This is a genomic window from Rhizobacter sp. J219 (assembly GCF_024700055.1).
Classification (GTDB): domain Bacteria; phylum Pseudomonadota; class Gammaproteobacteria; order Burkholderiales; family Burkholderiaceae_C; genus Rhizobacter.
Genome location: NZ_JAJOND010000001.1, coordinates 4,739,112 through 4,753,020, shown reverse-complemented (window position 1 = coordinate 4,753,020; position 13,909 = coordinate 4,739,112). Strand labels below are relative to the sequence as shown.

General features: G+C 67.9%; 15 protein-coding genes. 7 read left to right on the top strand and 8 right to left on the bottom strand.

What is annotated here, in order from left to right; genetic code table 11:
- Positions 1-27: 27 nt before the first annotated feature.
- The 3 genes from LRS03_RS22625 to LRS03_RS22615 all read left to right on the top strand — a co-directional run bounded on the left by LRS03_RS22625 (position 28) and on the right by LRS03_RS22615 (position 3,442).
- Positions 28-1,626 (top strand): T6SS immunity protein Tli4 family protein, encoded by a 1,599-nt coding sequence (locus LRS03_RS22625; protein ID WP_257829647.1) that lies wholly within the window; start codon positions 28-30, stop codon positions 1,624-1,626.
- A complete protein-coding gene (locus tag LRS03_RS22620; RefSeq protein ID WP_257828397.1) occupies positions 1,562-2,887 on the top strand; it encodes a hypothetical protein in 1,326 nt (441 codons plus the stop codon). Before LRS03_RS22625 ends, LRS03_RS22620 begins: the two co-directional genes overlap by 65 nt.
- A 126-nt stretch (positions 2,888-3,013) precedes the next feature.
- Entirely contained in the window at positions 3,014-3,442 is a 429-nt protein-coding gene (locus LRS03_RS22615; protein ID WP_257828396.1) for a globin family protein, read from the top strand.
- Positions 3,443-3,464: 22 nt separating this feature from the next.
- On the opposite strand, the gene LRS03_RS22610 is transcribed toward LRS03_RS22615, so the two are convergent.
- From LRS03_RS22610 to LRS03_RS22595, 4 genes are read right to left on the bottom strand one after another with little or no spacing between them, the layout of a single operon-like run.
- The gene (locus LRS03_RS22610; RefSeq protein ID WP_257829646.1) at positions 3,465-4,934 is read right to left on the bottom strand and encodes a hybrid sensor histidine kinase/response regulator; all 1,470 of its coding nucleotides are present in this window, start codon (positions 4,932-4,934) and stop codon (positions 3,465-3,467) included.
- Complete coding sequence (locus LRS03_RS22605) at positions 4,829-5,455, bottom strand: PAS domain-containing protein (protein WP_257828395.1); 627 nt, start codon at positions 5,453-5,455, stop codon at positions 4,829-4,831. Before LRS03_RS22605 ends, LRS03_RS22610 begins: the two co-directional genes overlap by 106 nt.
- Complete coding sequence (locus LRS03_RS22600) at positions 5,452-6,354, bottom strand: response regulator (protein WP_257828394.1); 903 nt, start codon at positions 6,352-6,354, stop codon at positions 5,452-5,454. The genes LRS03_RS22605 and LRS03_RS22600 overlap by 4 nt, the downstream gene beginning before the upstream one ends.
- Positions 6,351-6,542 (bottom strand): hypothetical protein, encoded by a 192-nt coding sequence (locus LRS03_RS22595; RefSeq protein ID WP_257828393.1) that lies wholly within the window; start codon positions 6,540-6,542, stop codon positions 6,351-6,353. Before LRS03_RS22595 ends, LRS03_RS22600 begins: the two co-directional genes overlap by 4 nt.
- 128 nt (positions 6,543-6,670) lie before the next feature.
- On the opposite strand from LRS03_RS22595, the gene LRS03_RS22590 reads away from it, so the two are divergent.
- On the top strand, positions 6,671-7,579 hold the full coding sequence (locus tag LRS03_RS22590; RefSeq protein ID WP_257828392.1) for a 5'-nucleotidase: 909 nt from the start codon (positions 6,671-6,673) through the stop codon (positions 7,577-7,579).
- Here the strand turns inward: LRS03_RS22590 and otnI are convergent.
- Positions 7,551-8,345 (bottom strand): 2-oxo-tetronate isomerase, encoded by a 795-nt coding sequence (gene otnI, locus LRS03_RS22585; RefSeq protein ID WP_257828391.1) that lies wholly within the window; start codon positions 8,343-8,345, stop codon positions 7,551-7,553. The two genes, LRS03_RS22590 and otnI, sit on opposite strands and share 29 nt — an antisense overlap.
- 113 nt (positions 8,346-8,458) lie before the next feature.
- Here otnI and LRS03_RS22580 point away from each other — a divergent pair, with 113 nt between their 5' ends.
- A complete protein-coding gene (locus tag LRS03_RS22580) occupies positions 8,459-9,637 on the top strand; it encodes a GGDEF domain-containing protein (protein ID WP_257828390.1) in 1,179 nt (392 codons plus the stop codon).
- Between the two features lie 5 nt (positions 9,638-9,642).
- On the opposite strand, the gene LRS03_RS22575 is transcribed toward LRS03_RS22580, so the two are convergent.
- Together LRS03_RS22575 and LRS03_RS22570 are read right to left on the bottom strand one after the other, a co-directional pair.
- Positions 9,643-9,957, bottom strand: a complete 315-nt coding sequence (locus LRS03_RS22575; RefSeq protein ID WP_257828389.1) for an ATPase with chaperone activity — start codon at positions 9,955-9,957, stop codon at positions 9,643-9,645.
- Positions 9,957-10,766, bottom strand: coding sequence for an SDR family NAD(P)-dependent oxidoreductase (locus tag LRS03_RS22570; protein ID WP_257828388.1), 810 nt, complete (start codon positions 10,764-10,766; stop codon positions 9,957-9,959). The genes LRS03_RS22575 and LRS03_RS22570 overlap by 1 nt, the downstream gene beginning before the upstream one ends.
- A gap of 139 nt (positions 10,767-10,905) precedes the next feature.
- Here LRS03_RS22570 and LRS03_RS22565 point away from each other — a divergent pair, with 139 nt between their 5' ends.
- Positions 10,906-11,781 carry a hypothetical protein gene (locus LRS03_RS22565; RefSeq protein WP_257828387.1) on the top strand — a complete coding sequence of 292 codons (876 nt, stop codon included), beginning with the start codon at positions 10,906-10,908 and terminating at the stop codon, positions 11,779-11,781.
- Between the two features lie 6 nt (positions 11,782-11,787).
- Here the strand turns inward: LRS03_RS22565 and LRS03_RS22560 are convergent, their stop codons facing one another.
- Positions 11,788-12,612 carry an amidohydrolase family protein gene (locus tag LRS03_RS22560; protein ID WP_257829645.1) on the bottom strand — a complete coding sequence of 275 codons (825 nt, stop codon included), beginning with the start codon at positions 12,610-12,612 and terminating at the stop codon, positions 11,788-11,790.
- A gap of 200 nt (positions 12,613-12,812) precedes the next feature.
- On the opposite strand from LRS03_RS22560, the gene LRS03_RS22555 reads away from it, so the two are divergent.
- Complete coding sequence (locus LRS03_RS22555) at positions 12,813-13,904, top strand: lipid A deacylase LpxR family protein (RefSeq protein WP_257828386.1); 1,092 nt, start codon at positions 12,813-12,815, stop codon at positions 13,902-13,904.
- Positions 13,905-13,909 lie beyond the last annotated feature (5 nt).

The following is a 13,909-nucleotide window of genomic DNA, read 5'->3' as shown; positions in this document are numbered from 1 at the left end:
GGCGCAACGGCCCTGTTCGCCTTGGCCGTGCTTCTGGTGGGCTGCCAACCTTCCAGCGCTCGCGATGAGCAGCGGCCCAGGCCAACTCCCGAACCCGAGCAGCTTCGCCAAGCTCTCCACGAGGGCTATGTCACCCCGCCCGGGGTCAAGCAGGAATGCCTGGGTCGGCTGGTGTTTGATGCGCCTCGCGACGTGCAGTGGGGCATCGGACCAAGCCGGTTCGATGGATACCGCTACGGCTTCAACGAACGAATGCACGGCGGACATGACGACCTGTGGGTGGCTGGCACCCAAGTTCATGTGTTGACGGATTCCAAACGGGCCGCCATCGAATCCCTGGCCGAAAACATTGACGCCAGGAAGCACAACATCATTCGTGATTTCCGCGACAAGATTGAACTACTCACGGGGATGAATGAAGACCGCGCTGAGCGGCTAAGAGCGGCCGCATCAGAGTTCACGGACGAAGACAAGGCTGGCATCAGGGATGCCATCGCACGAGACCGGCAAAGAATCCTCGACATCCAAACAGACATTGGCCTGATCGAAAAAAGCTGGCACCCCATGGACCTGGGCCTCCCCGACGCCCTGGGCTACCAAGCCGGCCCCGACCTCCACGCTTTTCTGCTGCGCAACGGCCGTGTCTACAAGTTCCTGCGCGCCAGCGGCGAGGGGGACCCGCCCTTCGATCAACGCAAGCGCGAATTTCTGGAGCTGGTGCAGCGCTTCCAGCCGCGCAAACTCCATGAAATCCCCACCGGCCGCGGCATCTGCGTGCCCTTCGGCTTCATTCCCGATGACGGCACGCTACCGGCGCGCATCGAGGTCTCTCTGCGCTCACTCGAACACCCTGGCGTGATCTACACCATCGGCAGCAAGGTGGTCGGCGAGCAAGGCGTCAACGGCTCCGAGCCCGCACTTCTGAAGGCGATCGGACGGGCCGGCGGAGCGGGCTTTGCACTGGGGCTTGGCCGTGAAGTCAAGGCGATCGGGCCTGGCAAGGCGCTCATCGGCGCACTGCCCGCACAGCAAGGCGGCATTGCCATGAACGTGGCCGACGAAGGCCAGCCGGTGGTTCATGGCTACAGCGTCTACACCGGCTACGGCGGCTGGGGCCATTCGCGCGTGCTGCCGGCACTCACGGTGGACATGCGCAGCTTCACCAAGAAGCAAGAGCCCGAAGCTCGTCAATCGCAACCCGCCGCCGCTCAAGGAGGCCATGGCCCGCTACGAGACTCTGCTGAAATCCATTCGGCTGCGACCAACTCAGCCGCCCATGCCGGAGCTGGCGGCAGTGACAAAGTGACTTGCGACAGGCGGCCCGCATCCGGTGCAGCTCCACTGGCAGCTCGCCTCAGGCGCCGGGCCGCGCCGACAACCGAAGCAACTGCAGCGGCGCGTTGGCCAATGATGGGCCGGTGCCGACATGGGCCTGCAGCACATCCCTTTCGTCCTGGGCAAACTCTCTACAACGGCCGCGGTGAAGCTGACCACAGAACACAGTCACCGCCCTCAACGAGGTACTGCCTCGCACTTGAGAACTGCCAGTGGTGTGATGCGAATGCGATTGATCGCGGCAACGCTGGCGCTCTCGACTGTGATGAGCGGCTGCAACGCCAAGAGTGAAGAAGTCAAGATCGACACTGCGGGCTACGCCAAACCCGCCGGGTGGCAAACCGAGTGCATCGGCAGATGGTTGGTGGATGTGCCATCACCAATCGACTTAGGCTCTTCATTTTTCACGACGGGCAGTTACCCGGAGTTTTTTGACTACACACCATCCGGACTTAGGGAGTCGAGCAGAAGCCGTGGCGGCTTGACGATTGGACCCGTGCGCTTTTCAGAAAGCGTGCCCCTGACAGGACTGCCAATTCCAAAGGTCTACGCCAACGAGAACTCGCGAGAGACACTTACTGCTCTGCAGTACGTTGCACTCCTGGCAGGTAGTTTTGCGTACCCCGTTCACAGCGGCCAAAACGAAGAGTTCCGTCGGATCTTGGACGGTGCCACTGCAGCGGCCTGGGCCATGCCAGGCCGATTTCAAGTGTCGCTGTCATCCCAGGAAGACCAACGAGGCCGCTTCTACTGGAGAGACCAGAGCCAGCTCAAGATCGACACTTCACCTCCCGGCGAGCATCCTGTACGCAAGCAACTGGCGGTAGATGAACCTCTCGCGCGAGAGGTGCTGAAGAACCTCGTCCCGCGCTACCGAGTGCGCAAACCTGGCGACCTGCCCCAGGGCCCAGGCATCTGCACTCCCCATGGTTTTTTTGCTGACCCGAGTGGGAGCATCGAACGAGACTCGCGCGTGAGTGTGAGCTTCGTGGATCCGCGCTATGCCAATCTGGCCGTGCACGTGGAAATCATGACGCGAATGCCGCACACGGAGACAGCGCTGGTCCCCACCGAAGACATTCGCAAGGCCATCACGCCTTGGGATGCCGCGGAAGAGATTGCAAGAGAGCACAAGGCGCGTTGCCGCTCGCAGCAGGGGACGGCCAGCCGCGGCCTCTTCGGCAGTTGCGCCTTCGCAGGGGCCACCGGCATCGACAGCCACTGGAATGTGCAATACCTCAAGCTTGCCAATGGGCAAGAAGCGAGGGCACTGGCCGTCACCTATCCCGGGTCGATCAACAATCACAAGGTCTACGAGGCCATCATCGAGACGGCTGGCAAAAAAGGATCGATCACAGAGCCACGCATCGTGATCACCGTCGAGGGCTTCAGTGGTTTATCGGACGAAGCGGCCTTTCGTGGCAAGGAACCGCCGCCGCTGCAAGACGCGTTCAAACTCGCTCTGACCGTTGCAAAGTCGCTTCGTCAGCGTCCACAGGCCATCGACCCGGCCAAGCCTGTCGTTGATTCCTGGGCCAAATTCAGGCAGTAACGATCGAGCGCTCTGACCGAGACCAACGAAACAAATTCGCTGGCCGGTGAAACGCGTTTGAATCACGCGGTCGCCACCATCCGGTCTCCAACTTTTGAGCTTCGCTCTGAGCCCCAGGAGACCCCCATGACCCCCGCCCAAATCGGCCACGTCCGCCGCAGCTTCGCCCTCGTCGCGCCCATCGCCCCGCAAGCCGCAGCGCTCTTCTACGACAACCTCTTCACCGCCGACCCGAACCTGCGTCGCTTGTTCCAGGGCAACATGGCCCAGCAAGGGGATCGGCTGATGAACATGATCGCGGCGGCGGTCGAGTTGCTCGAAGAGCCCGATGCGCTGCTGCCCGCGCTGCGCAAGCTGGGAACGCGCCACGTCAACTACGGCGTGCGCGACGAGCACTACGCCACCGTCGGCGCCGCTTTGCTCAAGACGCTCAAGCGAGGGCTCGGCGAGGCCTACACCGATGACGTGCATGCGGCGTGGGTCGCGTTGTATGGCGTGGTCAGCAAGACCATGATGGACGCCGCGCGCAATGCGCCGGCGGCCCAGGCGGCTTGACGGCAAGGGCGCCGCGAGCGCCCTACTCCACCAAGGTGGCCACGGCGGCCAGCAGGTCGGCCTTGGAAAAGGGCTTGTCCAGACCCGCGCAGCGGGCCTTGCGCAAGAACTCCCGCGCACCGGGCGACAAGGTGTCGCCGGTCACGAACAGCATGCGGCGCGACAAACGCGGGTGGTGCTGGTCGACCTCGCGCCACAGCGTCGCGCCGTCCATGTCGGGCATGCGCAGGTCGGAGACGATCGCATCGAAGCGCGCCGTGTCCAGCAGCGCCAGCGCCACGGCGCCCGATTCGGCCGTCGCCACTTCGTAGCCAGCCGCTTCGAGGATGTCGCGCATCAGCTCGGTGATCTCCGATTCGTCGTCCACCACCAGCACACGCGTCTGCAGCGCGGCGTCCATGCCCTGCAGCGGCACCGGCACCGACTCATGCACCGGCTCGCCGCTGATCGGCAGATTGAGGCGGAAGCTCGCGCCGCCCTGATGCGACGTGGGCTCGAGCGTCAAGTCGCCGCCGTGGTCGCGCGCCAGCGAGCGTGACATCGCCAACCCGAGCCCGGTGCCGATGCCCTCGGGCTTGGTGGTGAAGAAAGGCTCGAACAACTTGCCGCGCAGCTCGGCCGGCACGCCGGGCCCGTTGTCGGACACCCGCAGCCACACCCGCGGCTCGCGGTTCTCGCGCCGGGCCTCAACACCGGTCTCGATGAACACCCGCCGCTCGCCGTCGCACGCCGACAGCGCCTGCTGCGCATTGACCAGCAGGTTGAGCACGATCTGGCCGACCTGGTCGCCGTCGGCTTTCACGCTCGGCAACTCGTCCGCGAGCTGCAGCCGCATCTCGACCCCATGGCTGCGGTAGCTGTAGTTGAGCATCTCGGCCGCGGCGCGCGTCAGGTCGTTGAGGGACACGTTCTCGCGCGTGGCGGGCTTGCTGCGCGCCATGTTGAGGAAGGTGCGCACGATGCGCCCGCAGCGTTCGGCCGCCTCGCGGATGCGTTGCACGTCGGCCAGCAGCGCCGGGTCGTCGCACTTCTCTTCGAGCAGGCTCGCGCGGCCCATCACGATGGCCAGCGGGTTGTTCAGCTCGTGGGCCACGCCGGCGAGCAGGCTGCCCATCGCGCTCAGCTTCTCGCTCTGGCGCAGCGCGTCGCGCTGGCGCTCGATCTGCTGCGCGGCGCTGTGCCGCTCGGTCACGTCGACGAGCGACGCGGTGTAGTAGCCGGTGCCGTCGACGTTGGTGCGCCACAGCACCATCTCGATCGGGAACTCGCTGCCATCGGCGCGCAGCGCATGCATCTCCATCCGCTTGCCCAGCACGCGCGGCGCGCCGCCGGACTCCATGCGGCGGATGCCAGCCTCGTGCGCCTCGCGGTAGCGCTCGGGCATGATCACCTCGCTGACCGCACGGCCCATGACGTCGGCGCGGTGCCGGCCAAACATCGCCTCGGCCGCAGGGTTGAACTCGACGATGCGGCCCTCGCCGTCGGTGGAGATGAGCGCCGCCAGCGCATGGTCGACGATGGCTGCCTTGAGCGCCTCGCTGGCCTGCAGCTGGCCCATCTGCTCGGCGGCTCTTCCTCCCGCAGCTTGAGGTCGGTGTGGTCGCGGCCGAAGACGACGATGGCCTGCACCTCCTTGCCGTCGGGGGCGAAGGGAACCATCGTCTCCTGCAGGAAGCGTCGGCCGCGTGTGGGGTATTCCACCCAGCCCTGCCAGCGCAAGGATTCGCCGCTGAAGAGACGCTCGGCCCACGGCAGGTAGCCCGCATACGAGGCCTCGCCCATCACGGTGGACAGGTGCTGGCCGAAGACCTGTTCGGCGGGGCGCCCGAAGAAGGCCAGCGCCTCGCGGTTGGCGTAGATGAAGCAGTGGTCACGCCCGACCACCGCCACACGCGCGGTGATGTTGTCGAGCAAGGCGCCCATCAGCTCGGGCGCAAGAGGCGGGAGCGCTGCGCGTTGCAGCCCCCAGTGAGACTGCCCAGTCCACGCGAACTCGCGCTCCAGCTTGTTCATCCGCCGGCCGGCACGAACACGTAGCCCACGTTGCGCACGGTCTTGAGCACTTCCGGCTTGTCGGGGTTGGTTTCGATCTTGCGCCGCAGGCGCATCACGCGCAGGTCGATGGAGCGGTCGAACACGTCCCAGCCGCGGTTGTGGGCCTGCTCCATGATCTGGTCGCGGTTGAGCGGGCGGTTGGGGTTGCGGGCAAAGAGCGCGAGCAGATCGAATTCGGCGGCGCTGATGTCGATCTCCTGGCCGTCGGCGCCGAAGAGGCGGCGCTCGTCGAGGTCGAGCTGGCAGCTGCCGAAGCGCACGCGCCGACTGGCCTGCGACTGCTCGGCCGCGGCCGCCGCTGCGGCCACCACGCCTTGCGAGAGCTTGAGTCGCCGCAGCACCGCGCGGCAGCGCGCCAGCAGCTCGCGCATCTCGAAGGGCTTGGGCATGTAGTCGTCGGCGCCCAGCTCCAGGCCGACCACGCGGTCGACCGACTCGCCCGCCGTGGTGAGCATCACCAGGCCGACGTGCGGGTGCGCGTCGCGCAGCCAGCGCGCGAGCGAGAGGCCGTTTTCGCCGGGCATGTTGACGTCGAGGATGGCCAGGTCGGGCGCGGCTTCGGCGATGGCGGCACGTGCGGCCAGCGCATCGGCGGCGGCACGCACCACGAAGCCGTGGCGGCCGAAATACTCCCCAAGCAGCGAACGCAGCTCGGGCTCGTCATCCACCACCAGGACGGTGGTCGCGGTGCTGGCCTCACCCTCGGTCATGGGCCGTGTTCCCCTGTGCTGTGACAGGGCCGGATCATATCGGCCGCGCTCCGTGCCGGCATGCGCGCTTGCACCAGCCTGGCCTGCGGTGGCCAGCACCGCCGCCAGCCACTGGCGTGTGGGCAGGGCACTCACGACTGCGCTCACGCGGCGAGGGGCTGCAGCAGGTCCTCGGCAAAGGCCTCGCTGCGGAACACCACCGGGCGGGTCTCGGCGAAGTCGGGGCGGCGCGGGCGGTCGTTCGCGGCGCACAGCGCCACGGCCTTGTCGAACTCGGCCTGCGGGGCGGTGCGCTGGAAGATGCGGTGCAGCGTCTGGGCAACGAGTTCGGTCATGGCGGGCTCCTAAAGGTCTTGGTCGATGTGCTGACCGTGACTGTGGCAAGCGCCCGTGTCGCGCGCATTTCATGGCGGTGGCGGCCATGTTTCGTTTGTTTCAGCAGCGTGAACTTATGATCCCGCGCATGCCCGTCACCCTCGCCGGCCAGCTGGTCGTGGCCATCTCCTCGCGTGCCCTGTTCGACTTCGAGGAAGAGAACCGCCTCTTCGAAGCCCAGGACGACCGCGCCTACATGCAGCTGCAGCTCGAACGTGTCGGCGTGCCGGCCAAGCCGGGCGTGGCGTTTTCGCTGGTGCACAAGCTGCTGGCCTTCAACGCCAAGTCGCCTGCGGTCGAGGTGGTGATCCTCTCGCGCAACGACCCGGTCTCGGGCATGCGCGTCTTCCGCTCTGCCAAGCACTACGGCCTGCCGATCCAGCGCGGCGTGTTCACCCGCGGCGAGTCGCCCTGGCGCTACCTCAAGCCGCTGAACGCGCACCTTTTCCTCTCGACGAACGAAGCCGATGTGCGCTCGGCCCTCGGCGCCGGCGTGCCGGCGGCGCGTGTCTACCCACACTCGGCGCGGGCGTCGGACGCCCATCCCAACGAGGTGCGCATCGCCTTCGACGGTGACGCGGTGCTCTTCTCCGACGAATCGGAGCGTGTCTTCCAGCAGGCCGGGCTCGACGCCTTCCAGGCCCACGAGCGCGACCGTGCCGAGCTGCCGCTCGCCGCCGGCCCCTTCAAGCCGCTGCTCGAAGCCTTGAAGACGCTGCAAAACCAGGAATCGGCCGCCATGCGCCTGCGCACCGCGCTCGTCACCGCGCGCAGCGCGCCAGCGCACGAGCGCGCCATCCGCACGCTGATGGAGTGGGACATCGACATCGACGAGGCCATGTTCCTCGGCGGCCTGCCCAAGGGCGCCTTCCTGCGCGAGTTCGAGCCCGATTTCTTCTTCGACGACCAGACCGGCCACATCGAGAACGCCCTGCCCCACGTGCCCTCGGGTCACGTGGCGGCCGGTGTCACGAACGTGCAGGCAACAAAGATCTGAGCCAGCCGAGCCCGGCGCGGGTATCGCCGCGCGGCCGGTACTCGCAGCCGATGTGGCCGGCGTAGCCGAGCGAGTCGATCAGCTCGAAGAGATACGGGTAGTGCACCTCACCCACGTCGGGCTGGCCCCGGTCGGGCACACCGGCGATCTGCAAGTGGCCCACACGGCCGGTCGGCAGGTACTGGCGCAGCTTGGCGGCGAGGTCGCCCTCGACGACCTGGCAGTGGTACAGGTCCATCTGCACCTGCAGGTTGGGCGCTCCCACCTCGCCGACGATCGCGTGCGCGTCGTCCTGCCGGTTGAGAAAGTAGCCCGGCATGTCGCGCCGGTTGATCGGCTCGATGAGGAGGTTCACGCCCGCATCGGCCGCACGCTGCGCGGCCCAGGCGAGGTTGCGGGTGTAGAGCGCCTGCAGCGGCGCACGATCGGCCCCGGCCGGCACCAGCCCCGCCAGCACGTGCACACGCGGGCACTGCAAGGCGGCGGCGTAGTCGAGCGCCTGGTCGATCGCACGCCTGAACTCGGCCTCGCGCCCCGGCACGCACGCGATGCCACGGTCGCCCGCCGCCCAGTCGCCGGGCGGCGCGTTGAAGAGCACCTGCTGCAGCCCATGCGCCTGCAACTGCGCCGCCAGCACCTGCGCATCGTGCTCGTAGGGAAAGAGGTATTCGACGGCCCCGAACCCATCGGCCCGCGCGGCGGCGAAGCGATCGAGAAACGCGTACTCCCCGTACAGGAAGCTCAGGTTCGCGGCAAAGCGTGGCATGGGCGGCACGATAGCAGGAGGGGGTTGTCTCGCCAGACCGGCGGATTCCAACTTGCGCACAGGGCCTCCGGCGCATCCCCCGCGCGGGGGGCCAGAATGTAGCGCTGCACGGCATGAATCTCGACATCCAAACCATCCTCGTGGTGCTTCTGGCCAACGTGTTGGCCACTGCCGTGGCGTTGCCCCTGCTGATGGGCTGGCGGGTGAGCGGCGCTGCCCGCCTGTTCCAGGCCAGCATGGTGACCCAGGGCGTGAGCTGGGCGGTCTTCCTGATCGCCCCGAAAGTGCACGACCGGGCCCTCACGTCGGTGTCGCTCGGGCTCCTGGCGCTGAGCTTCGCGCTGCTGTGGTCGGCGTTGCAGCACTGGGTCGGCCCGCGGCCGGGGCGGCGGCTGATGTGGGGACTGGTGGCGGCCATGCCGATCGTCTACGCATGGGCCTACCCGAGCTACCCGCTGCGCGTAGGGCTCTCGAACGCCTTCTTCGCGCTGCAGATGCTGCTCATCTGCGTGGCGCTCGCGTGGCCGGCGCCGCACATCGGCCGGCGCTGGCGCGGCCTGGTGCTGGCGAGCTTCGCGGCGCTCACGGTCGTCACGCTCTGGCGCGGCGCGCTCGGCGCCTTCTTCACCGACGCCTACCCGTTCTACCGCGCCACCCACCCGGTCAACGTGGCCGCGGTCTTCCTCAACCACGTGGCGCTGTCGCTGTGCACGCTGGGTCTCCTCGCCGCCTGGCGCGAAGAAGCCGAGCGCGAGCTGCGCCGGCAGGCACAGACCGACGGCCTCACCGGCCTGCTGAATCGGCAAGCCTTTCTCGAACGTGCCCACACCCTGCTGGCGCATGCCAGGCGCTACGAGGAGACGCTCACGCTCTTCATGCTCGACATCGACCACTTCAAGCGCATCAACGACCAGCACGGCCACGCGGCGGGCGACGCGGCGCTGCAGACCGTCTCGCAAGGCCTGCGCGCCTGCACCCGCGGCGGCGACCTGGTGTGCCGCTACGGCGGTGAAGAGTTCTGCGTGCTGCTCTCGCGTGCCACCGCCGGCGACGCGCTGCGCTTCGACGAGCGCCTGCGCAAATGGCTTGTCACGATGGCCCAGGAGACCGGCGCCGAGGCCATCGACTACAGCGCCGGCATCGCGGTGCGCCAGCCCGACGACCACACGATGGACGACCTGCTGCTGCGCGCCGATACCGCGCTCTACAAGGCCAAGGCCGAGGGCCGCGGCCGCATGGCCGGCAGCCCCACCGGCGAGCAGAAGGAACTGAGCTTCGACCTCGCGATGTGAGGCCGCTAGGGCACGCTCCAGCCCAGCAGTTCGGCCAGGCGGCGCAGCACCCACTGCGCTTCGCGCTCGCTGACACCCGCAGGCCCGGCCTCGCCGCCCTGCAGGCCCCGGCCGATGCGCTCCAGCACATCCGACTCGGTGATGCCCAGCTGCCAGAGCTGCGTGCTCGCCGTCTCCGTGAGCATGTTGGCGAGGTCCTCGCAGTACTCGTAGCGCTCGCGGATCTCGCGCAAGGGCGCCGTCGGCTTGATGCGCCCTTCGGGCACGAAGAGCGCGATGAACGAGGGCGGGACCTCGATCTGCGATTCGTCGTCCGACATCAGCCCGCCGCCGCCTCGCGCGGCCGCTCGTTGAACTGCCAGATGCGCCCGCCATCGACCACCAGGTCGTGGCAGTTGACGAAGCTGCCTTCGTCGCTGGCGAGGAAAAGCGCCGCGTTCGCAATGTCGTCGGCCAGGCCCGAGCGCGGCGTGGGCGTGGCATGCGCCAGGTTCTGCTGCAGCTTGGCCAGGCGCTTCGCGTTCACCTCGTCGGTGGCGGTTGCCGCACCACCCCAGAAGATCGGCGTGGCGATGGCGCCGGGCGAGATCGAGTTGACGCGGATGTTGTCGGGGCCCAGCTGCACGCCCATCAGCCGCGTGAGGTGGCTCACCGCCGCCTTGGCGCACGAATAGAGCATCGCGCCCTGCGCGAGCCGGTGCGCGGCGATGCTGGAGTTGTTGATGATGCTGCCGCCGCCTTGGGGCCTCATCACGCGCGCGGCGTGCTTGATGCCGAAGAGCGCGCTGCCGTAGAGCAGCTTCATCGCGTAGTCGACCTGCTGCTCGGTCACGTCATCGAGCGTGCCGGGGGTGTTGCCGCCGGCGTTGTTGAACATGCAATCGAGCCGGCCGAAGCGCTGCACGGCCGCGTCGACCAGCGCGGCGATGTCGGCCTCGTGCATGACGTCGGTGGCCTTGAAGAGCACGTTGGCGCCCAGCTCCCGGGCCAGCGCCTCGCCGCGCTCCACGCTGCGCCCGGCGATCACCACCGAGGCGCCTTCGGCGGCGAACTTGCGCGCCGTTGCCTCGCCGATGCCGCTGGTCGCCCCCGTGATCACCGCCACCTTGCCCTGCAGTCTGCTGCCCATGACACCCATCTCCATTCGTGAACGTGAAACAGCGAGCCTACTGCAGCGGCAGCAATTCACGTCCCCCGGCCGAAAAAGGGGGAACTGAGCCGGATCGGGCCCCTCCAAACCCGATCCTCAGCAGTACCGGGAGACCCGCTTGGCACTTTTTGCGCAGCCCTTGCAATCGACGTTCCTGCTCAGCCGGGTCTTTCTGGTGGCGGTGCTCGCCACCAGCGCCGCGCTGGCCCACGCGGGCCCCGAGTCGGCCCATGCCCTGCGCGAGCGCCATGCCCAGCTTGCAACGCAGATCGAACGCAGCCCGTTCAAGCGGCCCCTGGTGGTGCAAAGCAGCGAGGCGGGCAACGCGCTGAGCGGCAGCGTCGACGCGGTCATGCCGCAACCGTATGCCCTGGCGCGCGAGCACCTGCAGCAGCCGGGCGCGCTGTGCGAAATCCTCATGCTGCAGGTCAACACCAAGCAGTGCGTCGTCAACGGCCGCGAGCTGGTCGTGCACATCGGCCGCAAGAACGACCAGCCGCTCGACGAGGCCTACCGCGTGGCTTTCACCGTGCAGCCGCAGGCGAGCAGCGACGAGCACATGGCCCTGCTGCTCAGCGCCGACAGCGGCCCCTTCTCCACCCGCGACTTCCGCATCCGGCTGCAGGCCATCCCGCTCGACGGCGGCCAGCGCACCTACCTGCACCTCGGCTATTCGTACGGCATGGGCATGGCGGCCAAGCTCGCGATGCAGGGCTACTTCGCGACCGCCGGCGCCAGCAAGGTCGGCTTCACCCGCACCGGCGACGCCTACATCGGCGGCATGCGCGGCGCGATCGAGCGCAACACCATGCGCTACTACCTTGCGATCGAGGCCTATCTCGCATCGCTCTCCGCACCCGCGCCGCAGCAGCGCAAGGAGCGGCTGGAGCGCTGGTTCAATGCCACCGAGCAGTACGCGCGCCAGCTGCACGAAGTCGAGCGCAACGAGTACCTCGCGATGAAACAGCGCGAGTTCCGCCGCCTCGGGGCCTGATCGAGCTCAGGGGGCGGTGAGCCCGAACATCGCCGCGCCGTTCTCCCACGCGATGCGCCGCGCCGCGGCGGGCGGCAGGTCGCCGAGCCACGCGCGGGCCTCGCGCATGAGGTTTTCGTAGTCGGGCCAGCGGCCGTTGGTCCAGGTGTCGGAGCCGACGAAGAAACGATCGGGCTTCTCGGTCAGCAGCGCCTTCCACGCGGCACTCAGCTTGCCATCGTCCACCGTCAGCCCCGGTCGGTACGACAGCTCGCCGTAGAGCGTCGGGTACTTGTCGAGCAGCGCGCGCACCCGCTCGACCGCCACGCCGCCGATGCCGGTGTGCGCCCAGATCATCCGCGCCTTGGGCGCATGGGCGAAGAGCTTCTCGACCGCCACGTCGTCGACATGCGCGAGCACCACCAGGTTGCGCTCCTGCGCGAGCTGCATCAGGCGCCTGGCCGTCGGGCCGTCGGCGTTGGCACTGTCGTAAAGGTGGAACTCACCGAGCCCCCGGTACGGCCCGGCCTCGGTGCCGGCGGCCAGCTCGCGCATCACCATCTCGACGATGCTCGGGTCGTGCGGCCAGCCGTTGTAGTCGGCACGGTTGCGGTAGAGGCGCACGAAGGGCACGACCGTCACACCCGCCTTCTTGGTCGCCTCGCGTGCGGCGGCCAGCACCTTGGTGCCGTCGTTCGGGCGGCTGTTGGCGATGATCGCGCGCACACCGCTGCGCTGCATGCGGCCGAGCACGTCAGGAATGGGATGCAGCTCGACGGCCTCCACGTTGTAGTGCAGGTGCGCATCGAAGAGCGGCCCGGCATACGGCGCTGCCAGCGCGAGCGTGGGCATGAAGACGCCGCAGGCGAGGGCCGCGACAACGCGGCGGCGGGTGGGTTTGGCAAGCGTGGGCATGGCGGGATCGGCAAGTCGCGACCCCGCATCTATACAACACAACGCAAGACAACGCATTGCGCATCGCTCGTCTTCGGGAGGCCGACCCCATTCGCGGCGCGATATGGTCGCGGGTTGCCAAACGGGGAGAAACCGACATGCGTACGTGGATCTGCAAAGGCTTGGTGTGGGGGGCCATCGCGGGCGCGGCGCTGCCGGCCGCGGCGCAGGCGCCCGAGGGCCATCTGCAAGGCTGGGCGTTCGCGCTGGAAAACGACTTCTTCGGCCGCGCCACCACCAGCACCGACCGCTGGTACACCAACGGCATCCACTACGCGCACAGCTACCGGCAGGGCCGCGCGCTGCACCGTCCGCTCGAGCTGGTACGCGAGATCGGGCGCGACTGGTTCGGCGTGGTCGCGCAAAACGGACATACCCCCACCGCGGCCGAATTCATCGGCCACAACATCTACACGCCCAACGACGTGGACCCGAGCACGCCGCAGATCCATGATCGGCCCTATGCGGCGCTGCTGTCCTACGGCCTGGGCAGCTTCGCCTACCAGGACGAGCACCACCGCGCGCTCGAGATCCGCGTGGGCCTGGTCGGCCCGGCGGCCGGAGGCGACGAGATCCAGTCGGGCATTCACCGGCTGATCGACGACGGCCTGCCCAATGGCTGGGCCTACCAGCTGCGCCCGCGCGTGGCGCTGCAGGGCACCTACACTCACACGCAGCGCTTCTACGACCGCGGCATCCTGCCGCGCTGGGGTTCGGTGCACCTGCACGGCCGCGCCACCGTGGGCACGATCAAGAACCTGGTGGCCGCCGGCATCACCTTCGTGGCGGGCGAGAAGACCCGCGTCTTCGGTGCCCCCGACGAAGGCGACTTCTTCGCGGTCGACTTCCACAACCGCCACAACCACTTCGCGGCCGGCGCATTGCGGCGCAGCACCTTCTTCGCGCAATTCCAGATGGCCGCCGTGGCCTCCAACTACCTGATCGAAGGCCGCACCTACGGCCCCCGGCCCGAGATCGAACTCAAGCGCGGCGTGTGGATGTCGACCTTCGGCATCTCGCAGCGGCTGTCGCGCGAATGGCGGCTCGAATACCGCATCAAGCGTCGCTCGGCCGAGTTCACCGCCGCCACGCCCTATGGCCGCAACGGGCAGATCCAGAGCTACGGCGAAGTGCGCCTGGTGCGCGACTACGACGCCTCGCCCGACGACGTCGAGAGCTTCATGCGCTGAACCGC